The sequence below is a fragment of the Mycobacterium sp. NGS39 genome, assembly GCF_059812765.1.
Genome location: NZ_JCALDH010000003.1, coordinates 204,311 through 226,421 on the forward strand (window position 1 = coordinate 204,311; position 22,111 = coordinate 226,421).

A 22,111-nucleotide genomic window follows, 5' to 3' on the forward strand; every position below is an offset into this window, starting at 1 on the left:
CACTATTTGGCCGTGTTCGACAAACATTCCAATCGGCCGCTGTATCTGGGGCGCACCCGCATTGCGAGTGCCGATCAGCGGGTCGTGCTGCACGCGCGCGATGGTGGGTGCACCGCGCCGGGTTGTGACAAGCCCGGCTACGAATGCGAAGTGATGCACCTCAAGGCGTGGGCGCGCGGAGGCCTCACCGAACCCAACAACCTGGCGTTCGGCTGCCACACCGACCACAAACTCCACGACGAAGGCTGGAGCGCCCGCCTGAACGACAACGGCATCGTCGAATGGACGCCCCCGCCACATCTGCGCCGAAAACCCGGCACCAACAATTACTTTCACCCCCGCCGCTATCTCGAAGACGATGACGATCCGTAGGGGCGAATCGCACTCCGAGATCAGAGCCGACGATTGACTGCTACGCGGTCGGCGCCGTCGATCCGGCCAGCGGCATCGGAGGCATCCCCAACTTTCGGTGATCCCATGAGCGAACGCGGTTGACAGCCAACCGAATTGCGATTCGCTTGTTCATCATCATGTCCACCGCCGGCTTCGCCTCGTCGGTGTACGGGCCGGTGTAGCGTTCCCAGACACTGACGCCGACGCGGAAGATCGCGTCCGGATCGTCGACGATTTCGCCGGTGCCTTCGAACGACACGCCACGCAGCGTGTCGTACGTGTCGCCGTCCTCCAACAGGAACGTGATGCGGGGATCGCGGCGCACATTGACAGCCTTCTGCGACTTGGCTTTGGTTTCGAACCAGATTTCGCCGTCGACGACGCCGTACCACATCGCCGTCAGGTGCGGTTGTCCGTCGCGTCCGATGGTGGCCAGCGTTCCATTGCGGCTCTTGGCGACGAACTCGTCGATCTCGGCCTGCGACATCACAATCTGCGCCCGTTGGTTAGTGCCCATGGCGGTCAGTCTGTCAGGCGATCAGAGCCGCCGCGTCAGTGCCTCGGAGGCGGCCAGCAGATCGGCCGCCCAGCGTGCACCGGGCCGCCGGCCCATTCGGTCGATCGGGCCGGACACCGACACAGCGGCAATCACGTTGCCCCGGCCGTCGCGCACGGGCGCGGAGACACTCGCCACACCGGGTTCACGCTCTGCGGCGCTCTGCGCCCAGCCCCGTCGGCGCACCTCGGCCAGGGTCCGCTCGGTGAACTTCGCCGACGGCAGCACCGCCTGCTGGGTGGCCGCATCGCTGTATGCCAACAAGACTTTCGCCCCGGAGCCTGCGGTCATGGGTAGCCGGGTGCCCACCGGAACCGTGTCGCGAAGCCCCGCAGGCGGTTCCATTGCGGCGATGCAGACCCGCCAGGTTCCCTCGCGCCGGTACAGCTGCACGCTTTCGCCGGTGAGCTCGCGCAGCCGCGGCAGCACTGCCGCACCGGCGGCGACAAGCGGATCCGCTGCCTGCCCTGCCAGCTCGTTCAGCGCCGGGCCCAGTCGCCACCGGCCCTGGCCGTCGCGGGCCAGCAGCCGATGCTTTTCCAAGCCTGCGGCCAGTCGGTGAGCTGTCGCGCGCGGCAGCCCGGTGCGCTCGCACAACTCCGCCAGTCCGCACGGGGAATCCGCCACGGTGTGCAAGACCCCCACCGCTTTGTCCAGCACTCCGATGCCGCTATCCTGTCTCATATCGAGATACTAACGTCCCAGATTGTGAGATAGCCAGTCATGAGCCCTGATCGTCCGCGCACGATGGCAGAGAAGGTGTGGGACGCGCACGTCGTCGCCCGTGGATCGGGTAGCGGCGCCTCGCGCGAGCCCGACCTCATCTACATCGACATGCATTTCATCCACGAGGTCACCAGCCCGCAGGCATTCGACGGACTACGTCTTGCCGGACGAAAGGTGCGGCGGCCGGATTTGACGATCGCGACCGAGGACCACAATGTGCCGACGGTCGACATCGACAAGCCGATCGCCGACCCGGTCTCGCGCACTCAAGTGGAGACGTTGCGGCGCAATTGCGCTGAGTTCGGCATCCGCCTGCATCCGATGGGGGATGCCGAGCAAGGCATCGTCCACGTCATCGGACCGCAACTCGGTCTCACGCAGCCCGGCATGACCATCGTCTGCGGCGACAGCCACACGTCCACGCACGGCGCCTTCGGCGCGTTGGCCATGGGCATCGGCACATCGGAAGTCGAACACGTTCTGGCTACGCAGACTTTGCCGTTGCGGCCGTTCAAGACAATGGCGGTCAACGTCGACGGCCAGCTGCCGCCCGGTGTGACGGCCAAAGACATCATCTTGGCGGTGATCGCCAAGATCGGAACGGGTGGCGGCCAGGGATACGTCATCGAATACCGCGGCAGCACCATCGAATCGCTGTCGATGGAAAGCCGGATGACGATCTGCAACATGAGCATCGAGGCCGGCGCACGCGCAGGCATGGTGGCACCAGACCAGACGACCTACGACTATCTGCGCGGTCGTCCGCATGCGCCGTCCGGCGACCAGTGGGATCTCGCGGTCGCCGAATGGGACCGGCTGCGCACCGACGAGGGTGCCGAATTCGACACCGAGGTGTACGTCGACGCTTCGACTCTGAGCCCGTTTGTCACCTGGGGCACCAATCCGGGCCAAGGCGTTCCCCTGTCGGAGGCGGTGCCCGACCCGGAGTTGATGACCGACGAGGCCCAGCGCCGCGACGCCGAAAAAGCCTTAACGTACATGGATCTGCGCCCCGGTACGCCGATGCGCGATATCGCCGTCGATGCGGTATTCGTCGGCTCCTGCACGAACGGGCGAATCGAAGATCTGCGGGTGGTCGCCGACGTGTTGCGCGGCCGCAAAGTTGCCGACGGCGTCCGGATGCTCGTGGTGCCAGGTTCCATGCGGGTGCGCGCGCAAGCCGAATCCGAAGGACTGCACGAGATATTCACCGCTGCCGGAGCGGAGTGGCGTCAGGCCGGCTGCTCGATGTGTCTGGGCATGAACCCGGATCAGCTCGCGCCCGGCGAGCGGTGCGCGTCGACGTCGAACCGCAATTTCGAGGGCCGCCAAGGCAAGGGCGGCCGGACACATTTGGTGTCACCGGCGGTTGCCGCCGCAACAGCCGTCCGCGGCAAATTGTCCGCCCCCGCGGACCTGAACTGAATTCTGAGGAGATCAGCAATGGAAGCGTTTCGTACCCACACCGGGATCGGAGTTCCGCTGCGGCGGTCCAACGTCGACACCGACCAGATCATCCCTGCGATGTATCTGAAACGAGTCACCCGAACCGGATTCGACGACGGGTTGTTCGCCGCGTGGCGCAACGATCCCAATTTCGTATTGAACATCGCACCCTTCGACAAGGGGTCGGTGTTGGTGGCCGGGCCCGACTTCGGCACGGGTTCGTCACGCGAGCATGCCGTGTGGGCGCTGATGGACTACGGCTTCCGGGTGGTGATCTCGTCGCGATTCGCCGATATTTTCCGCGGCAATGCGGGTAAGGCGGGCTTGCTGGCAGCCGAAGTCGCCCAGTCAGATGTCGAACTGCTCTGGAAGCTGATCGAGCAGAATCCGGGCTTGGAAATCACTGTCAATCTTCAAGATCGGACAGTGGCAGCAGCAACCGTGGTGGTGCCGTTCACGATTGACGACTACACCGCCTGGCGACTGCTCGAAGGACTCGACGATATAGGCCTTACGCTGCGAAAAGTCGATCAGATCGACGCCTTCGAAGCGGCTCGGCCGGCGTGGAAACCAACCACGTCGGCGGTGATCTGAGCGATCAAGATCGGCCAAATCGGTGGCGTCGCGCGCCGTTTCGGCGCCACCCGGCCACCTGCCAAGCGCGGCAAGCGGATTGCGGATAATTCGTCCGAATTTGCTTGAAATTGCGCGTGGCTCTTGGAAATCAGCAGGTCGAGGGTTTACCGTGTCCTCTAGTCGGTCCAGATTGGGACCGCTGGCTTCGGAGGGTATGCATGAACAAGGCAGAGCTCATCGACGAACTGACAAAGAAATTGAGCTCGGATCGTCGCCACGCGACAGAGGCCGTGGAAGGCGTCGTCGACAGCATCGTGCGCGCGGTGCAGAAGGGCGAGAGCGTCACCATTACCGGTTTCGGTGTATTCGAACAGCGTCGCCGCGCGGCGCGCGTCGCGCGCAATCCGCGCACCGGTGAAACGGTCAAAGTGAAGCCCACTTCTGTTCCGGCTTTCCGTCCCGGCGCACAGTTCAAGGCGATTGTGTCTGGCGCACAGCGACTCCCGGCCGAAGGTCCTGCGGTGAAGCGCGGATCGAGTGGAGGCGGTCGCTCGGGCAGGAAGGCTGCCGCGTCGAAGGCGACCAAGCGTGCGCCGGCCAAGAAGGCCACGGCGAAGAAGGCGGCCAAGAAGGCGCCGGCCAAGAAGGCCGCAACCAAGCGGACCGCTACTAAGTCGGCCGCCAAGAAGACCACCGCGAAGAAGGCGGGGACCAAGCGGACGGCCACCAAGTCGGCGGCCAAGAAGACCACCGCCAAGAAGGCTCCTGCGAAGTCGACCGCGCGCAAGGCCACCACCAAGCGGGCGGCCACCAAGGCGCCGGCCAAGAAGACTGCGGCCAAGAAGGCTCCGGCTAAGCGCGGCCGCAAGTAAATTCACCGACGCTGACCGCCGCGGGTGCGAACCACCCGCGGCGGTTTGCGTTGCCGGGATCCGCGTGCCGTCAGCGCGGCGCTGGGCTGGGGATGTGGTCAGCCGCGACGAGCTTGCCGCCGTGCAGCGACAGCACCCAGGTACTGCCCTTGGCGTTTCGGCTCTTGGCCGGCCGGATTCCGTCGCGCTCACACCACCACTGGATGAGATCCGGAATGACCTTGCCTTGACTGCAAATCACCGGGGTGCCGTCCTGCTCGGCGATTTCCAGTACGCGCCGACGCGCTTTGTCGCGATCATGCCAATACGCTTCTTCCGTCAGAGTGGGCTCTGCGGCGATTTCGGCGTGCAGCTCGTCGGCAAGCGGTGCAACGGTCTGGATGCACCGGGCACGGTCTGCGGCGTACACCGAGGTGGGGCCGAACGCCAGCAGCTGGCCTACCAGTAATTCGGCTTGTGCGCGACCGTGCTTGTCCAGCGGCCGCTTTCGGTCGTCACCCTTGTACCGCTTCTTGCTGCCCGCTGTGCCGTGGCGGACGATCAGCACTGTCTTGGTGTCGGCGGGCAGCTCGCTGAAGCGCCGCAAGATCTTCCGGTCATGGGGATAGGACACCTTGCCCATCGCGTCGGTGGCCGACAGCCACACGAGGTCGTCGACTTCGTCGTTGGGCGTGAAGAGCCCGCCTAAACCGCGCGCGGCCCAGTACCGCACGCGTTTGACGCCTTGGTCGATCGGATAGCGCACCGTGCCCAGTGCGCGCCCCAGATGCGCGAGTTGGCCCGTCTCCTCGAAGACTTCGCGCACCGCCGCCGCCGGTTCGGTCTCACCTGGATCCAATTTGCCCTTGGGCAGCGACCAGTCGTCATAGCGGGGCCGGTGGATCAATGCCACTTCGACGTCCGCAGAGCCGTCGACAAAACGCCACAGCACCGCACCGGCTGCACGAATCGGTTTCGCCATCAGGGATGCCGGTGCCGCTCCATCAGCGAGACCTGGTGATCACGCACGGTATGACCTGCCTGAGGTGCCGCAGTCCACTGACCGTCGGATCCGAGTTCCCAGCAGCGCGTCGACGGATCCAGCGCCGAGGTGAAGATGTCGTTGAGTTGGGCGGTCAGCTTGGGGTCCTTGACCTGAGCCAGCACCTCGATGCGCCGGTCGAGATTGCGGTGCATCATGTCGGCGCTGCCGATCCAGTACTCGTCGATGGCATTGAAGTGGAAGATCCGTGAGTGTTCGAGGAAGCGGCCCAGAATTGAACGCACACTGATGTTTTCGGAGTAACCGGCAGCCCCAGGCCGCAATGCGCAAATGCCGCGGACCACCACGTCGATGCGCACGCCGGCCCGGGATGCGCGGTACAGCGCATCGATCACCTGCTCGTCGACAAGCGCATTGGCTTTGAGCCGGATTCGGCCCTGCGCACCCGCGCGCGTCGCGTCGATCTCCCGCTCGATCCGCTCGATGATCCCTTTCCGCACCCCATATGGCGCTACCAATAGGTTGCGGTACGACATCTTGCGCGAGTAGCCGGTCAGCGAGTTGAACAGGTCGGTCAGGTCTGCGCCGATGTCGGGGGCGGCAGTGAGCAGCCCGATGTCCTCATACAGCCGTGCGGTTTTCGGGTTGTAGTTGCCGGTGCCGACGTGACAGTAGCGCCGGATGACCGATCCTTCGCGGCGCACCACGAGGCAGGTCTTGCAGTGCGTCTTCAATCCGATGAGTCCGTACACCACGTGCACGCCCGCCTGCTCCAGCGTGCGCGCCCATTTGATGTTGGCCTGCTCGTCGAACCTGGCTTTCAGCTCGACCAGCGCCACCACCTGTTTGCCGGCTTCCGCGGCGTCGATCAACGCATTGACTATCGGTGAATCACCAGACGTGCGGTACAGAGTTTGCTTGATGGCCAACACGTTTGGATCCGCGGCCGCCTGTTCGATGAAGCGCTGCACGCTGGTGGAGAACGAGTCGTACGGGTGGTGCACCAGCACGTCGCCGTCGCGCAGGGTGGAGAAAATACTCTTGGGTGTTTCGCGTTCACCGAACGCCGGGTGCGTCGCCGGAACGAACGGCGGGTCTTTGAGCGCCGGGCGATCGACGCCGTAGATCTGCCACAACGACGACAAATCCAGCAGGCCCGGGACTTCGATCACGTCGCCCGGGTGGACTTCTAGCTCACGCAACAGCAACTCGAGCATGTGCTCGGTCATGTCGTCCGAGACTTCCAGCCGCACCGGGGAACCGAACCGCCGCCGGGCCAGCTCACGCTCGAGTGCCTGCAGCAGATCTTCGTCGCGGTCCTCTTCGACCTCGAAATCAGCATTGCGGGTGATGCGGAAGGCGTGGTGCTCGACGATCTCCATGCCCGGAAACAGCACAGTCAAAAAGGCCGCGATCAGCTCTTCCATCGGCAAGAAACGCACGGCGCCGTCGACGCCCCGGCGGCTGCCCAATTGGACGAACCGGTCGACGTTGTCGGGCACTTTGACTCGCGCGAAGTGTTGGCCGCCGTCCTCGGGATGCTTGACGGTGATCGCCAAGTTCAGGCTCAGGCCGCTGACGAACGGGAAGGGGTGAGCGGGATCGACCGCCAGCGGCGTCAGCACGGGGAAGACTTGTTCGTGGAAATAGGCGGACAACTCGTCGCGCTCGACGTCGTCGAGGTCGTCCCACGTCACGATGACGATGCCCTCGTCGGCGAGCGCCGGGCGAACGGAATCCAGGAACACTCTGGCGTGACGGCTGGCGAGTTGCTGGGTGCGTTCGCCGATCCGCCGCAGCTGTTCTCGCGGCGACAGTCCGTCTGCCGAGCGAACGGACAATCCCATTTCGTCGCGGCGTTTGAGCCCGGCCACCCGCACCATGTAGAACTCGTCGAGGTTGGACGCGAAGATCGCCAGGAACTTGGCGCGTTCGAGCAGGGGCAGCGACGTATCGTCGGCCAGCGCGAGGACACGGGCGTTGAAGTCCAGCCAGCTCAGTTCTCGGTTGAGGTAGCGGTCTTCGGGCAGGGCATCGACGACCGCTTCCGCGGTGGCCGCCGGCGGCGCCTCCGGGGCTGAGTCAACCGCGCCAGGCCTGGCAGCGGAACGCCACTGTGTTTCTGGCGCACTGACGTCGGCTTCGGTTTCAGTCACCTTGTCGATCATTCCTCATCGGCGGCGGAACGGGCCACTCACCGCCGAAGATGTGACGATCGGCAACCCGCTGTCCTATTTCCGTTCACCTGCCCAGCGCGATCGCTCGAGCGGTGGCCGGACCAACGCCGAGTCGACGGGCGGCTTGTAGGTCATCGGGAGTATCGATGTCGCAGCGCAATCCGGGCCATGCGCCGGTCAGCTGGACTGCACCCGAATCACGGTGCCGCCGAGCCGAATCCGCGCCGAAGGCAGGCTTCAGCGCGGTGCCGAACGCAAACAGTGCCACCGTTCCGCTGCCGTGCCGGTCGGCGACGAAGCTTCGTCGATGTGCGCGCGCCGCGGCGATCGCCTGGCTGAGCTCCTGCGTTTGCAGCGCTGGCAAATCCCCTTGCAACACAACCTTGTTCGGCGGCGGATCCGGTGAGGCCGCGATCACCGATTCGGCGGCCAGGATCGCATTGTTGAGCGGGTCGGGGTGGCCGGGCGGTGTGGGATCAGCCAGAGTGTCTGCGCCGAGCTGCCGCGCCGCCTCCGCGACCACCTCATCCGGTGTCACCACCGTCATCGCCGCCAGCGACGGCTCCTTCGCCGCCGCGGCGATGGTGTCGAGCAGCATGGCCAGCACCACCCGCTCGCGGGTCGGCGCCGAGAAGACCGGTGCCAGCCGGGTCTTGGCCACCGCGAGCCGCTTGACGGCGATGATCAGACCGACGTCACCGCCCATAGTGGTCATCCTGCCAGCCCGGGATGTGCGGTTAGGGTAAGGCGGTGGGGACGGAGCGAGGCTTGTCCGAGCGACCAGAGGGCACGGAGCGAGGCTTGTCCGAGCGACCAGAGGGCATGCAGCGAGGCTTGTCCGAGCGACCGGCTTGTGACGTCGCGGTGATGGGGGCGGGTGCTTGGGGCAGCGCGCTGGCCCAAGTGCTCGCCGATGCCGGCAATTCGGTGACGGTGTGGGCAAGACGCCCCGACATCGCCGACGAGATCAACTCCGAACATCGCAACCGCCGCTACCTGGGCAACGCGAAGTTGCCGACGGACGTGCGGGCCACCGCCGATCCGGCCAAGGCGCTGACCGGTGCGACAACTGTGCTGCTGGCGGTCCCGGCGCAGGTGCTGCGTGCCAACTTGTCCGAATGGACGGGGCTGATCGACGCAGACGCGACACTTGTCAGCCTGGCCAAGGGTATCGAGATGGGCACCCTGATGCGGATGAGTCAGGTTGTGGTGCAGGTGACGGGCGCAGACCCGTCGCGTGTCGCGGTGCTGTCGGGACCGAACCTGGCCAGCGAGATCGTCGAGCGCCAACCTGCCGCGACCGTGATTGCATGCAGCGATTCCGGCCGCGCGGTGGCTGTGCAGCGAATGCTGAGCGCCGGCTATTTCCGGCCGTACACCAACGCCGACGTGATAGGCGTCGAAATCGGTGGTGCGTGCAAGAACGTCATCGCGCTCGCGTGCGGTATGGCGGCGGGGGTGGGGTTGGGCGAGAACACGGCCGCGGCCATCATCACTCGCGGCCTCGCCGAGATCATGCGCCTGGGCATCGCGGTCGGCGCGAAGCCGGCGACTTTGGCGGGCCTGGCCGGTGTGGGTGATCTGGTGGCTACCTGTACGTCGCCGTATTCGCGCAACCGCACCTTCGGCGAGCGGCTGGGTCGCGGCGGCACCATGGAGTCGGCCATGGAGGCGGCCGCCGGGCACGTCGCAGAGGGCGTGACCTCGTGCCAATCAGTGTTGGCGCTGGCGTCGAGCTATGACGTCGAAATGCCGTTGACAGATGCGGTGAATCAGGTGTGCCACCACGGTCTTTCCGTGCACGACGCGATGGCGCTGCTGCTCGGGCGACGCACCCGGCCGGAGTGAGCGACGGTGCCGGCCCCGTACGGTGACTCCACTCGCTGTGTGAAAGCCGTTGGCGGACAACCGGTTCCAGGAGAGCCGCTGGGACCTCCACCGGTGCCGGTGTCGGCGTATCACCTTTCGCCCGACGAATCAGACGAGTTCGACACTTACGGTCGCGCGTCCAATCCCACGTGGCGCCAACTTGAGTCAGCGATCGCGCGGCTTGAGGGTGCGGCACAGGCGTTGGTGTTCGGCTCGGGCATGGCGGCGATCACCGCGGTGCTGCGCGTATTGGCCCGGCCCTCAGAAGTGCTCGTGGTGCCCGCCGACGGCTACTATCAGTGCGCCGATATGCGGCGGAATACCTTGGCGCACAAGGTGTCGCCGTACGCGAAGCGGCGACAGATCAGATGTACGACGCGGCCGTCGGCGCCGACGTGGTGCTAGCCGAGTCGCCAGCCAATCCGCTGCTCGATGTCGTGGACCTGCACCGGTTGGCGACGATCTGCCGCGGCCGCGGTGCGACGCTGGTCGTCGACAACACCACCGCGACACCTTTGGGTCAGCAGCCGCTGGCGCTGGGCGCAGATGTGGTGGTGGCCAGCGCGACGAAGGCTCTGGCCGGACACAGCGACGTGGTCGCCGGATATGTGGCGGCCAGCCGGCCGGAGATCCTTGCGGCGGTGGCCGCAGAGCGCTTGCTGAGCGGGCCGATTCTCGGTGCGTTCGACGCCTGGCTGGTGTTGCGCAGTCTTGGCACCGCCGGCCTGCGGTTCGAACGCCAGTGCCGCAACGCCGAAGCGCTGGCCGCCGCGCTGCGATCTCATCCCGCGGTCCGCTCGGTGCGGTAGTCCGGTCTTTCGGACGATCCGGCCTATCCGACTGCGTCCCGGCAGATGCGCCGTTTCGGCGGGGTCCTCGCGTTCGAACTCGCCGACGCCGCCGCGGTGAACCGTCTGGTGTCGCGCAGCAATCTGCTGGTTGCCGCGACCAGCTTCGGGGGCATTCACACGTCGGTCGACCGACGCGCGCGATGGGGCGACCCGGTGCCCGACGGATTCGTGCGGCTGTCGGCGGGCATCGAGGACACCGACGACCTGGTGGCCGACGTCGAAGGCGCGCTGTGAGCGGCTGCCGGCCGCGCGACCGGTAGCCTCTCTAGCTTGTGACTGCCAGCAAGGGCCGCCGCGTGCGCGTCGCCGTGATCTACGGCGGACGCAGCAACGAGCATCAGATCTCCTGCGTATCGGCCGGCAGCATCCTGCGCCACCTCGACCCGAGCAGGTTCGACATCGTGCCGGTTGGTATCACCCGTGAGGGCACCTGGCTGCTCACCGGCGCGGACCCCGACAGCCTGGCGATCAAGGATCGCCAGCTTCCCGAGGTCACGGCGTCGTCGGGAACCGAGGTCGCGTTCGGCGAGGCGCTGACGTCCGTCGACGTCGTCTTTCCTGTCCTTCACGGCCCGTATGGCGAGGACGGCACCATCCAAGGGCTGCTCGAGCTGGCCGGTGTGCCCTACGTCGGGGCGGGCGTGTTCGCCAGCGCGGCCGGCATGGACAAGGAATTCACGAAAAAGCTGTTGGCCGCCGACGGGTTGCCCATCGGCGACTACGCGGTGCTGCGGGCACGGCACAGCTCGTTGACCGAGCAGGACAGAGAGCGGCTGGGTCTGCCCGTGTTCGTCAAACCCGCCCGCGCCGGCTCTTCGCTCGGCGTGAGCCGTGTGACGAGCTGGGAGCAACTGCCCGCAGCCGTTGCCGAGGCCCGTCGGCACGATCCAAAAGTGTTGGTGGAGAAAGCAATCGTGGGTCGCGAGTTGGAATGCGGCGTGCTCGAGTGGCCGGACGGCACGGTCGGTGCCAGCGCAGTGGGGGAGATCCGCGTCCAGGGGGTACGCGATCGCGAGGACGGCTTCTACGATTTCGTCACCAAATACCTCGACGATGTCGCCGAACTCGACGTACCCGCGAAGATCGACGACGACATCGCCGACGAGATTCGGGTGCTGGCCCGTCGGGCCTACGACGCAATCGACTGCCAGGGTCTGGCTCGTGTCGACTTCTTCCTGACCGAGAAGGGGCCGCTGGTCAACGAGCTCAACACGATGCCGGGCTTCACGACGATCTCGATGTATCCGCGGATGTGGGCGGCCGCCGGAGTCGACTATCCGACGCTGCTGTCCGCGATGGTCGACACGGCACTGGCCCGCGGTGTCGGCTTGCGTTGACTCGCTGCGCCCCGTCTACCGCGGCGGCCCTGGCCGGATCGGCACGGCGGGCAGTTTGGCGGCAATCACGTCGGACATCTCTTGGATCGGCGTGGCGCCGGTGCCCCGCGGGACGGTGAGGGCGACATACACGGGGCGATCGACCACGAACCAGGTGCTGCGGCCGGTCCCCGGTTCGGCCACCCCGAACCATTGCACGGTGTTGACGGTGTTGATGGTCGCACCGACGACGAAGTCCGCGGGCTGGCCGACCCCGCAGCGCAACAGGATCGGCTCGGCGTCGGATTCCGAACGCCACGCCGCGGTGGCCGGTGGCACAGGGTCGGCCGGGGTGGTCCGCTGGTAGTCGCCGAGTCGCTGGGGCAGCGCATTCATCAATGTCGCGCATTCGGGGCTGTTCGCCTGGGGAACCGGGACGGCGGGGACCACCAGCGGTCGCGGCTGCGCTGTGCGCGCCCGCCAGACCGCGACCACCAGCACCGCAACCGCGGCCGCCACGGCCACACCGACCGCTGCCAGCAGCAATGCCCGCGGCGGCCCGTCCCTCAGCTGGGCCAACGTAGCGTGACCGCTTCGACCACCCGCGACTCTCCTCTTCGTCGGCCGCATCTGCGCAATACACTGGCCGGTGCCCCGGGCCCGGCAGAGGTAAAAGCTACCGCAGGCAAGGCCGGCGTTCAGCGGATGGAGACTGCGACGTGAGCGACGATCCGACGCTGGCCGACCTTGGGGAGTTCGCGGTGATCGACCGCCTGCTGGTCGGGCGCGGACAGCTTCCGCACACGCTGCTGGGGCCGGGCGACGACGCGGCGGTGCTGGCCGCCCCGGACGGCCGGGTGGTGGTCTCCACCGACATGCTCGTCGAGTCGAGGCACTTTCGGCGCGACTGGTCGAGTCCGCGTGACATCGGCCGAAAAGCCATCGCGCAGAACGCCTCTGACATCGAGGCCATGGGTGCTGCCGTAACCGGGTTCGTGGTGGCGTTCGGCGCGCCGGCCGACACGTCAGCAGCTGCGGTCGCCGAGCTCGCCGACGGCATGAGGGAGGAGGCCCGCCGCGTGGGAGCCGGCATTGTGGGTGGCGATCTGGTGAGCGCCCCGCAGTGGGTGGTGTCCGTGACCGTGCTCGGCGATCTTCACGGCCGGCCGCCGGTGGCCCGCAGCGGCGCGGTCGCCGGTTCGGTGGTCGGGGTGTGCGGCGAGCTCGGCCGCTCGGCGGCCGGATATGCGTTGTGCGACCTGAACTTTCCGGGCTTTCACGAGTTGCGGCGCAGGCATCTGGTGCCGCAGCCGCCCTACGGTCAGGGCCTGGCTGCGGCCAAAGCCGGCGCCTCGGCGATGACCGACGTGTCAGACGGGCTCGTCGCCGACCTGCGTCACGTCGCCCATGCGTCCGGCGTCGGCATCGAGTTGTCGACGACTGCGCTGGCATCCGATCACGACGCGCTCCTGGAAGCCGCGCAAGTGGTCGGCGTCGATGTGTGGTCGTGGGTCCTCGGCGGCGGGGAGGACCACGCGCTGGTCGCGACGTTCGACGGCCGGGTCCCTGAGGGATGGCGGGTTATCGGCACCGTGGTGGACGGGCCGCCCCGGGTCTTGGTCGACGGTGCGGATTGGCGCGGACACGCGGGCTGGCAATCGTTTCAATAACCATCGGGCGCGTTACCGTGACGCCGTGACCGTCTTCGCGATCGCTGCGCTGAAGATCACCGACCGCACGGTGGTCCTTCTGGTGAAAGGGCTGGCGTAACTTTGACGGCCGTGACGGCACGCCCGCTGAAGGAACTCGTCGACGAGGGCTGGGCGCAGGCGCTGGAGCCGGTGGCGGATCAAGTGGCGGCGATGGGGGAGTTCCTGCGCGCCGAGCTGGCGGCCGGCCACCGTTACCTGCCCGCTGGTAGAAACGTGTTGCGCGCGTTCACTTTTCCCTTCGAAAAGGTCCGCGTGCTGATCGTCGGCCAAGATCCGTATCCGACGCCCGGGCATGCTGTCGGCTTGAGCTTCTCCGTGGCTGCGGACGTCAGACCGCTACCGCGCAGTCTTGAGAACATCTTCGCCGAGTACAGCGCCGATCTGGGCTATCCGGCGCCGTCGAACGGCGATTTGACGCCGTGGGCCGAGCGCGGAGTGCTGCTGCTGAACAGGGTGCTGACGGTGCGCCCGGGAAACCCGGCATCGCATCGCGGCAAGGGTTGGGAAGTGGTCACCGAATGCGCGATCCGGGCGCTGGCGGCGCGCCCGCAGCCGCTGGCGGCGATCTTGTGGGGTCGAGAGGCGGCGACACTGAAGCCGATGCTGGCCGAAGGTGGATCCCGGGTGGCCACCATCGACTCGGCCCATCCGTCGCCGCTGTCGGCGCATCGAGGATTTCTGGGCTCGCGACCGTTCAGCCGAGCGAACGCGCTGCTGGCAGAACTGGGCGGCGAACCCGTGGACTGGCGACTGCCGTGAACGTCAGGCGCAGCAGGGTGCCGTAACCGTCAGCCGCGGACGACCTTGCCGGCCTTCAAGCAGGACGTGCACACGTTCAGCCGCTGCTTGTTGCCGCCGGGGCGGGCAACGGCGCGCACGGTCTGGATGTTGGGATTCCAGCGACGGCTGGTCCGGCGGTGCGAGTGCGACACCGACTTGCCGAAGCCCGGACGCTTCCCGCAGATATCGCAGACGGCAGCCATAGCAGAAACTCCATTCGGATCGTTACGTCTGTGTCGTCGCGGTGGCCAGCAACTGCAGAGCAGGTGACGTCGACAACCGCACCAGAATACCGGCCACCCCGGTGATCACCAAAAACGCGGCAGCCGCTACCGCCGCGGGGCTGTCAGCCCGACTGGCTAGGCTCGCAACGAGTGCGCCGCGCGAGGAGGTGTGATGTCGGGTCGGCGGTTGGATGCATCCGGCCTGCTCGACTGGGCACACGCGGCGGTCGGCGGTCTCGTGGTGCACGCCGAGGAGATCAACCGGCTCAACGTCTTCCCGGTCGCAGACGCCGATACCGGGACGAACATGCTGTTCACCATGCGGGCCGCGCTGGCCGAAGCCGAGCGGCACGCGCAGAGATCCGGCGACGTGAGCCAGGTCGCGGCGGCCTTGGCCCGCGGCGCACTCCATGGCGCCCGCGGCAACTCGGGCGTCATCCTGTCCCAGATCCTGCGGGCGCTGGCCGACGTCACGGCAGCTGCTGCTGCCGACACGGAAAGTCAGCTCGCCGACGTCAGCCCGGTGCTCTTCGGCGCCGCCCTGCGCCACGCGGTCGCGCTGGTCGTCGGGTCGATGGGCGAGGAGGTGCAGGGCACCATCGTTTCGGTGCTGCAAGCGGCTGCCGCCCGGGCCGAACACTGCGCCGCCGACGGCGACGACCTGCCCGGCACTGTGCTCGCCGCGGCCGATGCGGCCGTCGTCGCGCTCGAGAAAACCCCCGACCAGCTCGGCGTGCTCGCCGAGTGCGGAGTCGTGGACGCCGGCGGGCGCGGGCTGCTGGTGCTGCTCGATGCGTTGGCCGCGGTGCTCACCGGGCACACACCGTCTCGGGGCGAGTGCGTTCCGTCGCCGCCGGCGGAGCGCGCCACCGTGGAACCGAACGCCGACGTGCGGGCGCCTCACTACGAGGTGATGTACCACATCGACACCAGCGCCGAGCGAATCGACGGCCTGCGCAAACGGCTGGAAGAGCTGGGTGATTCGGTGGCCATCGCGGGCGACGGTGGCGACCGCTACTCGGTGCACGTCCACGCCGACGACGCCGGGGCGGCGATCGAGGCCGGGCTTGCGATCGGCACGCCCAGTGAGATCCAGATCTCCACGCTGCGCGGGGGCGCCGCGCCCAGCCGGTGGGTGCGGCGTCGGGCGGTGCTCGCGGTCGTCGACGGTGACGGTGCCGCGCAGCTGTTCGCCGACGAAGGCGCCCACGTGCTTCGGTGCGCCGACGACAAGACGGACCCGTCGGCAACGATCAGCGCCACTGAGCTGTTGCGCGCGGTCGTCGACACCGGAGCCGGCCAGATCATGGTGCTGCCCAACGGTTTCGTCGCCGCCGAGGAACTCGTCGCCGGCTGCACCGCGGCCACCGGCTGGGGACTCGACGTCGTCCCGTTGCCCACGGCGTCGATGGTGCAGGGACTGGCCGCGCTCGCCGTGCACGAACCGGGCCGCGCCGCCGTCGACGACGGGTATGCGATGGCGCAGGCCGCCGCAGCCACCCGCTACGCATCGGTGCGCGTCGCCACCGAAGAGGCGCTCACTTTCGCCGGGCCGTGCAGACCCGGTGACGGGCTCGGCATCGCCGGCGACGAGGTGCTGGTGGTGCGCCACGACATCGCGTCGACGGCCCGCCGAGTGCTCGACCTCCTGCTTGGCACGGGCGGTGAACTGGTCACGGTGCTGATCGGGGCGAATGTCGACGACTGCGTGGGCGGCGACCTCGAAGCGCACGTGCATCGTCATCACCCGGGTACGGAGTTGGTGACCTATCACACCGGTCACCGCGGGGATGCGCTACTGATCGGGGTCGAGTAGCGGTGGCCACGCTCGACGACCGGCTCGACTACGTCCTCGGCCGCAACACCGCCAGAAAGATCGAAGAACACTTCGGGATGCGAACGGTCAACGACCTGCTCCGGCACTACCCCCGCAAGTACAGCGAGGGAATGTCGGTGCGCGGCGAGGACGACGAATTCGACCTGGAAGAAGGCGAACACGTCACGTTCGTCGACGAGATCACCGAAACCAAGTCGGACTGGATGAAACCCAAGCCGGGCAAGCGCAGGCGCAAGTGGTTGCAAGTGACGCTGGGAACACACCGGCCGAGGGTGACCGCCACGTTCTTTAACGCCGACTGGATGCTCGACAAGCTGGTCAAAGGCGCCCGCGTCATGCTGTCCGGCGAGGTCGAATACTACCGGGGCGCAATGAAATTGAGCCATCCGGCGTTCTTGGTGCTCAGCTCGCCCACGGGCAAGACCGCCGGTACCAAGTCACTGAAAACCATCGCCGATGCGTCGGGGGCCACCGGTGAGGAGCAGCTGCTCGCGGCGTTCGAGCGGGAATTCTTCCCGATCTACCCGGCCAACGCCAAAGTGCAGAGCTGGGACATCTACGCCTGCGTGCGCCAAGTGCTCGACGTGCTTGACCCGATCGAGGAACCGTTGCCCGAAGACGTTGTGCGCCAACGCCTTTTGATGTCAGAAGACCAGGCGTTGCGGGCCATCCACCTGGCCACGAACTCGGCGGAACGCGACCGTGCCGCCGAGCGGCTCACATTCGACGAGGCGGTCGGGCTGCAGTGGGCCTTGGTGGCCCGCCGACACGGCGAACGTAGCGACAGCGGGCCGCGGGCACCACGAAGGGACGACGGACTGGTCGCCGCGATGCTGCGGCAGTTGCCGTTCGAATTGACTCAGGGCCAGCGCGACGTGCTCGACGTGCTGTCCGCGGAATTGGCCGGCAGCCGACCGATGAACAGGATGCTGCAAGGGGAGGTCGGCTCCGGCAAGACCATCGTCTCGGTGCTGGCCATGCTGCAGATGGTCGACGCCGGATATCAGTGCGCGATGCTGGCACCCACGGAAGTGCTTGCGGCCCAGCACGCCCGCTCGATCCGCGACATCCTCGGCCCGCTGGCGATGGCGGGTCAACTCGGCGGCGATGACGGCGGCACCCGGGTGGCGCTGCTGACCGGATCCATGTCGCCGCAGCAGAAGCGGCAGGTGCGTGAGGAGGTCGCGTCCGGTCAGGCCGGCATCGTGATCGGAACCCACGCGCTGCTACAGGACGCTGTCGAGTTCAACAGCCTCGGCATGGTCGTCGTCGACGAGCAACACCGGTTCGGAGTCGAGCAGCGGGATCGGTTGCGCGCCAAGGCTCCCGATGGTCTGACCCCGCACCTGTTGGTGATGACCGCCACGCCCATTCCGCGCACGGTCGCGCTCACCGTGTACGGCGACCTCGAGACGTCGACACTTCGCGAGTTGCCCCGCGGGCGCCAACCCATCACCACCAACACGATCTTCGTCAACGACAAGCCGAAGTGGCTCGACCGCGCGTGGCAGCGCATCACCGAAGAAGTCCGGGCCGGGCGGCAGGCCTATGTGGTGGCGTCGCGCATCGACGAGAGCGACAACCCCGGCACCGGGGGACCGCCGGCCACCACGGTCCTCGAGCTGTACACGTCTCTGCGGCGCGGGTCTCTGTCGGGTCTGCGGCTGGGCCTGATGCACGGCCGGCTGTCGCCTGACGAGAAGGACGCCGTGATGGCCGGTTTCCGCAACGGGCAGATCGACGTGCTGGTGTGCACCACGGTGATCGAGGTGGGCGTCGACGTCCCCAACGCGACAGTGATGTTGGTGATGGACGCCGACCGGTTCGGGATCAGCCAACTGCATCAACTGCGCGGCCGCATCGGCCGCGGCCGGCATCCGAGCCTGTGTCTGCTCGCCACCCGGCTCCCGGAAGGATCCCCGGCCGGGCGGCGACTGAAGGCGGTCGCCGGCACGCTGGACGGCTTCCAGCTCGCCGACCTCGACCTCGAGGAGCGCCGCGAGGGAGATGTGCTGGGGCACAGCCAATCTGGGCGTCCCATCACGCTGAAGTTCCTGTCACTGTCGAAACACCGGGAGATCATCGAAGCCGCCCGAGCAATCTGTGAGTCGCTTTACCCCGAGCACCCGCACCATCGCGGAATGGCAATGCTGGCAGCGCAATTCATCGAATCCGACCGCGTGGAATTCCTGGACAAGGCATGAGCCGACGCACCTGGGCGCTGTTGGCGGCCGCCGTCATGGTCGCCATGCTCGTCGCCTTGCAGGCCGGCACCACCGCATGGCGGCACCGCTCCGAGGCGTTCACCGCCCAGGCGGACGTGCCCACCGTCGCCCCCGGCACCGATGTGCTCGCCGGCATCGCGGTCATCCCGATCCGGGTGCGCAGCAACGACTACAGACGTGCGGCGTTCGGCGAGAATTGGACCGACGACAACGACGCACCGCTGGGTCACAACGGCTGCGACACCCGCAACGACATCTTGGACCGCGACCTCGTCGACAAGACATACGTCTCCATCAAGCGCTGCCCACACGCGGTGGCCACCGGCATACTTCACGACCCGTACACCAATGCCACGGTTGCGTTCGTGCGCGGCGAGCAGACCGGCGCGGCGGTGCAGATCGACCACATCGTGCCCTTGGCGCTGGCATGGGACTTAGGGGCTCGGGCGTGGCCCGACGGCATGCGGGTGCGGTTCGCCAACGACCCCGCGAACCTGATCGCGGTCGCCGGGCAGGCGAACCAGGACAAGGGGGACCAGGCACCGTCCACCTGGATGCCGCCGAACAAGGCGTTCTGGTGCCAGTATTCGGTGCAGTTCGTGAATGTGCTGCGCGGCTACGGACTGCCGATCGACCAGTCGTCGGCCGGCGTTTTGCGAGAGGGCGCGAGCACCTGCCCGACGGGTTGACCTGATTGCTCAGGTGCCGGTGTAGGTGGCGGGGTCGGGGCGGAACCGGGTGCCGTCGTCGAGCGCGTTGATGGCGTCCATCTGCTCGTCGGTCAACTCGAAGTCGAAGACGTCGATATTCTCTTTGATCCGCTCGGGGTTACCCGACCGCGGGATCACCACGTTGCCGAGCTGAATGCTCCAGCGGATCGCCACTTGCGCGGGAGTTTTTCCGTGCGCCTGGGCGATCGACACCAGCGTCGGGTTGTCCAGCAGCTTGCCCACGCCCAGCGGGCTGTAAGCCTCGGTGACGATGCCGCGATCGGCGTGCAGCGCGCGCAGCTCCGCCTGGTTGAGCAGCGGGTGCAGCTCGATCTGGTTGACCGCCGGGTGGGTGTAGGTGATGTCGGCGATCGAGGTCAGCTGCTCCTCGAGGAAGTTGCAGACGCCGATCGAGCGCACCTTGCCTTCGTGCTGCAGAATCTGCATTGCGCCGTAGGTGTCCAGGTACGTGCCCAATGGTGCTGCGGGCCAATGGATCAGGTAGAGGTCGATGTAGTCCAGGCCCAGCCGTTCGAGGCTTGCGGCGCAGGCTTCTTTGGTGCTGCCGTAGCCCTGGTCCTGGGTGGCGACCTTGGTGGTCACGATCACCTCTTCGCGCGGGATGCCGGACGCCGCGATCGCGCGGCCGACGGCGGCCTCGTTGCCGTACGCCGAAGCGGTGTCGATCAGCCGGTAGCCGGCCTCCAAGGCCGCGCTGACCGCGCGCTCGGTGTCGTCTTCCGACAGCTCCGCGACGCCGAGGCCGACAACCGGAATGACGTTGTCGTCGTTGAGGGTGATGGTCGGCGTCATCTCACCTGCCCGTGGAGTTGAAGGTGCGTGGATCGGGACCCAGCCGGGTGCCGTTGTCGAGCGCGGAGATCGAGGTGACGTCTTCGTCACTCAATTCGAAGTCGAACACGTCGAAGTTGCTCGCAATCCGCTCAGGGTTCACCGACTTGGGGATCACGATGTTACCGATCTGCAAATGCCAGCGGATGATCGCCTGCGCGGGAGTCTTGCCGTATCGCTCGGCGATCTCGGTGACGGTGGGATGCTCGAGCAGCCGGCCCCGGCCGAGCGGGCTCCACGCCTCCGTCGCGATCCCCAGCTGCGCGTGCACTTCACGCAGCTCCACCTGCGTCAACAGCGGATGCAGCTCGATCTGGTTGACGACGGGCACGATGCCGGTCGCGTCGATCAGCGTGCTCAGATGTTCCGGCGCGAAATTGGAGACGCCGATGGAACGGATCCGGCCGAGGTCGCGCAGCGCGGCGAACGCCCGCCAGGTGTCGACGAACCGGCCGATCGCCGGCACCGGCCAGTGGATCAGGTACATGTCGAGATAGCCGCCCTCCAAGCCGAGCAGCTTCATGCTCTTCTCGAACGCCTTCATCGTCCGGTCGTAACCCTGGTCGGAATTCCACAGCTTCGTGACGACGAAGATCTCCTCGCGCGGGATGCCGGACTTGGCGACCGCGCGGCCCACTTCGCGCTCGTTGCCGTACATCGACGCGGTGTCGATGTGCCGGTAGCCGGCCTCGAGCGCAGCACGGACCGCCTTTTCCGTCTCCTTCGGTGGTGTCTTGAACACGCCGAGACCCACGCTGGGAATGGCGTTGCCGTCATTGAGCGTGATCAGCGGAGCAGTCATTCCGACCAGTCTGCCAGCGCAACCTCGAAGCGATTACCGTCCATGGATGTGACCGACACCCCAGCGCGTTCCACATCGCACGGTTCGACATCGGCAAAAAACCACCACCGCCTCACCCAGGCCCGCGTCGCGGCGGCGCTGCTCGCCAACAAGGTCGGCGCAGGTGTGCTGCCCGCGATTCCCGACGCCGCGAAGCGGTTGATGGCGCGGGCCGTCACGATCGACGGCAACACCCTCGACCCGACCCTGCAGTTGGCCCTGGTGTCGCTGAAGCTCTCCGGGGAAGAAGGCCTGACCGCGCGCGACGAGGTGGCTTACTCCCGCGAGCGGGTGCGCCGCACCACCCACGACATCGACCGCAACCCGGTTCCGCTCGCCTCGGTCACCGAGCTGTCCGTTCCCGGACCCGCCGGCCCGATCCCGGCCCGGCACTACCGTCCTGACAGCGACGGCGCCAATCCGCTGCTGCTCTACTTCCACGGCGGTGGCTGGGTGCTCGGCGACCTCGACACCCACGACAACGTGTGCCGCTTGATCTGCCGGGATGCCGGCATCGACGTGCTGTCGGTGGCCTACCGCCTCGCACCCGAGCATCCCGCGCCCGCAGGCCTCGAAGACGCCTACGCCGCCTACCGATGGGCGCTGGAGCACGGCCATGAACTCGGCGCCCGGCGCGGGGTCGTGGCCGTCGGCGGCGACAGTGCCGGCGGCAACCTGGCGGCGGTGATCGCCCGGTGGGGGCGTGACGACGGCGTGGCGCCTGCACTGCAGCTGCTGCTGTATCCGGTGACCGATCTGCGGGGCGGTACCCGGTCGCGGGCGTTGTTCGCCAACGGGTTCTTTCTGACGGCACACGACCTGAAGTGGTGTGGGCAGCAGTACCTCGACGGATCGCAACTGGACGTCACCGACCCGCGGGTGTCGCCGCTGCTTGCCGACGACCTCGCGGGCCTGCCGCCGGCCATCGTGATCACCGCGGGCTTCGATCCGCTGCGCGACGAAGGCGAGGCCTATGCCGAACGCCTGCGAGAAGCCGGGGTGACGGTCGACTGCCGGCGGATGTCGTCGCTGATCCACGCGTTCTGCAATTTCTGGCCGCTGGGCGGCGGCAGTGCGCTGGCGATGGCGGAGATCACCTCGGCGTTGCGAGCGCACCTGACCCACGTTTGAGCAGGGCGCGCTCAGGGCCGCCGGTAGTCTGAGCG

At 67.1% G+C, this 22,111-nt stretch carries 21 protein-coding genes and 1 pseudogene; 13 read left to right on the top strand and 9 right to left on the bottom strand.

The window, feature by feature from the left end; translation table 11 throughout:
• Positions 1 to 12: 12 nt before the first annotated feature.
• Positions 13 to 372 (top strand): HNH endonuclease signature motif containing protein, encoded by a 360-nt coding sequence (locus AC5Y39_RS05660; RefSeq protein ID WP_500016275.1) that lies wholly within the window; start codon positions 13 to 15, stop codon positions 370 to 372.
• 40 nt (positions 373 to 412) lie between these two features.
• On the opposite strand, the gene AC5Y39_RS05665 is transcribed toward AC5Y39_RS05660, so the two are convergent.
• Together AC5Y39_RS05665 and AC5Y39_RS05670 are read right to left on the bottom strand one after the other, a co-directional pair.
• Positions 413 to 910: a PPOX class F420-dependent oxidoreductase gene (locus AC5Y39_RS05665; protein ID WP_500016276.1), complete on the bottom strand. Its 498-nt coding sequence runs from the start codon at positions 908 to 910 to the stop codon at positions 413 to 415.
• Between the two features lie 21 nt (positions 911 to 931).
• Positions 932 to 1,633, bottom strand: coding sequence for an IclR family transcriptional regulator (locus tag AC5Y39_RS05670; RefSeq protein WP_500016277.1), 702 nt, complete (start codon positions 1,631 to 1,633; stop codon positions 932 to 934).
• A gap of 39 nt (positions 1,634 to 1,672) precedes the next feature.
• Between AC5Y39_RS05670 and leuC the strand changes: the two genes are divergently transcribed.
• The 3 genes from leuC (at position 1,673) to AC5Y39_RS05685 (ending at position 4,569) form a co-directional block, all read left to right on the top strand.
• The gene (gene leuC, locus AC5Y39_RS05675; RefSeq protein WP_500016278.1) at positions 1,673 to 3,100 is read left to right on the top strand and encodes a 3-isopropylmalate dehydratase large subunit; all 1,428 of its coding nucleotides are present in this window, start codon (positions 1,673 to 1,675) and stop codon (positions 3,098 to 3,100) included.
• 18 nt (positions 3,101 to 3,118) lie between these two features.
• Positions 3,119 to 3,715, top strand: coding sequence for a 3-isopropylmalate dehydratase small subunit (gene leuD, locus AC5Y39_RS05680; RefSeq protein ID WP_500016279.1), 597 nt, complete (start codon positions 3,119 to 3,121; stop codon positions 3,713 to 3,715).
• 200 nt (positions 3,716 to 3,915) lie between these two features.
• Positions 3,916 to 4,569 carry an HU family DNA-binding protein gene (locus tag AC5Y39_RS05685; protein WP_500016280.1) on the top strand — a complete coding sequence of 218 codons (654 nt, stop codon included), beginning with the start codon at positions 3,916 to 3,918 and terminating at the stop codon, positions 4,567 to 4,569.
• A 70-nt stretch (positions 4,570 to 4,639) separates the two neighbouring features.
• Here the strand turns inward: AC5Y39_RS05685 and mutT1 are convergent, their stop codons facing one another.
• From mutT1 to cofC, 3 genes are all read right to left on the bottom strand, one after another.
• Positions 4,640 to 5,530: an 8-oxo-(d)GTP phosphatase MutT1 gene (mutT1, locus tag AC5Y39_RS05690; RefSeq protein ID WP_500016281.1), complete on the bottom strand. Its 891-nt coding sequence runs from the start codon at positions 5,528 to 5,530 to the stop codon at positions 4,640 to 4,642.
• Positions 5,530 to 7,719: an RNA degradosome polyphosphate kinase gene (locus AC5Y39_RS05695; RefSeq protein WP_500016282.1), complete on the bottom strand. Its 2,190-nt coding sequence runs from the start codon at positions 7,717 to 7,719 to the stop codon at positions 5,530 to 5,532. Before AC5Y39_RS05695 ends, mutT1 begins: the two co-directional genes overlap by 1 nt.
• A 73-nt stretch (positions 7,720 to 7,792) precedes the next feature.
• A complete protein-coding gene (gene cofC / locus AC5Y39_RS05700; protein WP_500048189.1) occupies positions 7,793 to 8,443 on the bottom strand; it encodes a 2-phospho-L-lactate guanylyltransferase in 651 nt (216 codons plus the stop codon).
• Positions 8,444 to 8,595: 152 nt separating this feature from the next.
• Here cofC and AC5Y39_RS05705 point away from each other — a divergent pair, with 152 nt between their 5' ends.
• The 3 genes and pseudogenes from AC5Y39_RS05705 to AC5Y39_RS05715 all read left to right on the top strand — a co-directional run bounded on the left by AC5Y39_RS05705 (position 8,596) and on the right by AC5Y39_RS05715 (position 11,785).
• Entirely contained in the window at positions 8,596 to 9,576 is a 981-nt protein-coding gene (locus AC5Y39_RS05705) for an NAD(P)H-dependent glycerol-3-phosphate dehydrogenase (protein WP_500016481.1), read from the top strand.
• A gap of 6 nt (positions 9,577 to 9,582) precedes the next feature.
• Positions 9,583 to 10,682: pseudogene (locus AC5Y39_RS05710) on the top strand (cystathionine gamma-lyase).
• Between the two features lie 38 nt (positions 10,683 to 10,720).
• Positions 10,721 to 11,785 (top strand): D-alanine--D-alanine ligase family protein, encoded by a 1,065-nt coding sequence (locus AC5Y39_RS05715; RefSeq protein ID WP_500016284.1) that lies wholly within the window; start codon positions 10,721 to 10,723, stop codon positions 11,783 to 11,785.
• Between the two features lie 15 nt (positions 11,786 to 11,800).
• On the opposite strand, the gene AC5Y39_RS05720 is transcribed toward AC5Y39_RS05715, so the two are convergent.
• On the bottom strand, positions 11,801 to 12,343 hold the full coding sequence (locus AC5Y39_RS05720; protein ID WP_500016285.1) for a DUF3515 domain-containing protein: 543 nt from the start codon (positions 12,341 to 12,343) through the stop codon (positions 11,801 to 11,803).
• A 140-nt stretch (positions 12,344 to 12,483) separates the two neighbouring features.
• Here AC5Y39_RS05720 and AC5Y39_RS05725 point away from each other — a divergent pair, with 140 nt between their 5' ends.
• Positions 12,484 to 13,434, top strand: coding sequence for a thiamine-phosphate kinase (locus AC5Y39_RS05725; RefSeq protein ID WP_500016286.1), 951 nt, complete (start codon positions 12,484 to 12,486; stop codon positions 13,432 to 13,434).
• Between the two features lie 111 nt (positions 13,435 to 13,545).
• Entirely contained in the window at positions 13,546 to 14,235 is a 690-nt protein-coding gene (locus AC5Y39_RS05730) for a uracil-DNA glycosylase (RefSeq protein WP_500016287.1), read from the top strand.
• A 29-nt stretch (positions 14,236 to 14,264) separates the two neighbouring features.
• Here the strand turns inward: AC5Y39_RS05730 and rpmB are convergent, their stop codons facing one another.
• On the bottom strand, positions 14,265 to 14,459 hold the full coding sequence (rpmB, locus tag AC5Y39_RS05735; RefSeq protein WP_499963175.1) for a 50S ribosomal protein L28: 195 nt from the start codon (positions 14,457 to 14,459) through the stop codon (positions 14,265 to 14,267).
• Between the two features lie 193 nt (positions 14,460 to 14,652).
• On the opposite strand from rpmB, the gene AC5Y39_RS05740 reads away from it, so the two are divergent.
• Genes AC5Y39_RS05740 through AC5Y39_RS05750 form a run of 3 tightly spaced genes read left to right on the top strand, consistent with a single transcriptional unit; the run spans position 14,653 to position 19,231 of the window.
• Entirely contained in the window at positions 14,653 to 16,296 is a 1,644-nt protein-coding gene (locus tag AC5Y39_RS05740; RefSeq protein ID WP_500016288.1) for a DAK2 domain-containing protein, read from the top strand.
• 2 nt (positions 16,297 to 16,298) lie between these two features.
• Entirely contained in the window at positions 16,299 to 18,521 is a 2,223-nt protein-coding gene (gene recG, locus AC5Y39_RS05745; protein ID WP_500016289.1) for an ATP-dependent DNA helicase RecG, read from the top strand.
• Positions 18,518 to 19,231, top strand: coding sequence for an HNH endonuclease family protein (locus AC5Y39_RS05750; protein ID WP_500016290.1), 714 nt, complete (start codon positions 18,518 to 18,520; stop codon positions 19,229 to 19,231). Before recG ends, AC5Y39_RS05750 begins: the two co-directional genes overlap by 4 nt.
• 9 nt (positions 19,232 to 19,240) lie before the next feature.
• Here AC5Y39_RS05750 and AC5Y39_RS05755 read toward each other — a convergent pair whose 3' ends face one another.
• Both AC5Y39_RS05755 and AC5Y39_RS05760 read right to left on the bottom strand, forming a co-directional pair.
• On the bottom strand, positions 19,241 to 20,065 hold the full coding sequence (locus tag AC5Y39_RS05755) for an aldo/keto reductase (RefSeq protein WP_500016291.1): 825 nt from the start codon (positions 20,063 to 20,065) through the stop codon (positions 19,241 to 19,243).
• Between the two features lies 1 nt (position 20,066).
• Positions 20,067 to 20,906: an aldo/keto reductase gene (locus AC5Y39_RS05760; RefSeq protein ID WP_500016292.1), complete on the bottom strand. Its 840-nt coding sequence runs from the start codon at positions 20,904 to 20,906 to the stop codon at positions 20,067 to 20,069.
• Between the two features lie 42 nt (positions 20,907 to 20,948).
• On the opposite strand from AC5Y39_RS05760, the gene AC5Y39_RS05765 reads away from it, so the two are divergent.
• Positions 20,949 to 22,076: an alpha/beta hydrolase gene (locus AC5Y39_RS05765; protein ID WP_500016293.1), complete on the top strand. Its 1,128-nt coding sequence runs from the start codon at positions 20,949 to 20,951 to the stop codon at positions 22,074 to 22,076.
• Positions 22,077 to 22,111 lie beyond the last annotated feature (35 nt).

Excerpts from the sequence above, each read along its gene's own strand:
- AC5Y39_RS05665 (WP_500016276.1), bottom strand. The coding sequence starts at position 910 with ATGGGCACTAACCAACGGGCGCAGATTGTGATGTCGCAGGCCGAGATC.
- AC5Y39_RS05670 (WP_500016277.1), bottom strand. The coding sequence starts at position 1,633 with ATGAGACAGGATAGCGGCATCGGAGTGCTGGACAAAGCGGTGGGGGTC.
- leuC (WP_500016278.1), top strand. The coding sequence starts at position 1,673 with ATGAGCCCTGATCGTCCGCGCACGATGGCAGAGAAGGTGTGGGACGCG.
- leuD (WP_500016279.1), top strand. The coding sequence starts at position 3,119 with ATGGAAGCGTTTCGTACCCACACCGGGATCGGAGTTCCGCTGCGGCGG.
- AC5Y39_RS05685 (WP_500016280.1), top strand. The coding sequence starts at position 3,916 with ATGAACAAGGCAGAGCTCATCGACGAACTGACAAAGAAATTGAGCTCG.
- mutT1 (WP_500016281.1), bottom strand. The coding sequence starts at position 5,530 with ATGGCGAAACCGATTCGTGCAGCCGGTGCGGTGCTGTGGCGTTTTGTC.
- AC5Y39_RS05695 (WP_500016282.1), bottom strand. The coding sequence starts at position 7,719 with ATGATCGACAAGGTGACTGAAACCGAAGCCGACGTCAGTGCGCCAGAA.
- cofC (WP_500048189.1), bottom strand. The coding sequence starts at position 8,443 with ATGACCACTATGGGCGGTGACGTCGGTCTGATCATCGCCGTCAAGCGG.
- AC5Y39_RS05705 (WP_500016481.1), top strand. The coding sequence starts at position 8,596 with ATGGGGGCGGGTGCTTGGGGCAGCGCGCTGGCCCAAGTGCTCGCCGAT.
- rpmB (WP_499963175.1), bottom strand. The coding sequence starts at position 14,459 with ATGGCTGCCGTCTGCGATATCTGCGGGAAGCGTCCGGGCTTCGGCAAG.
- AC5Y39_RS05740 (WP_500016288.1), top strand. The coding sequence starts at position 14,653 with ATGTCGGGTCGGCGGTTGGATGCATCCGGCCTGCTCGACTGGGCACAC.
- AC5Y39_RS05750 (WP_500016290.1), top strand. The coding sequence starts at position 18,518 with ATGAGCCGACGCACCTGGGCGCTGTTGGCGGCCGCCGTCATGGTCGCC.
- AC5Y39_RS05755 (WP_500016291.1), bottom strand. The coding sequence starts at position 20,065 with ATGACGCCGACCATCACCCTCAACGACGACAACGTCATTCCGGTTGTC.
- AC5Y39_RS05760 (WP_500016292.1), bottom strand. The coding sequence starts at position 20,906 with ATGACTGCTCCGCTGATCACGCTCAATGACGGCAACGCCATTCCCAGC.
- AC5Y39_RS05765 (WP_500016293.1), top strand. The coding sequence starts at position 20,949 with ATGGATGTGACCGACACCCCAGCGCGTTCCACATCGCACGGTTCGACA.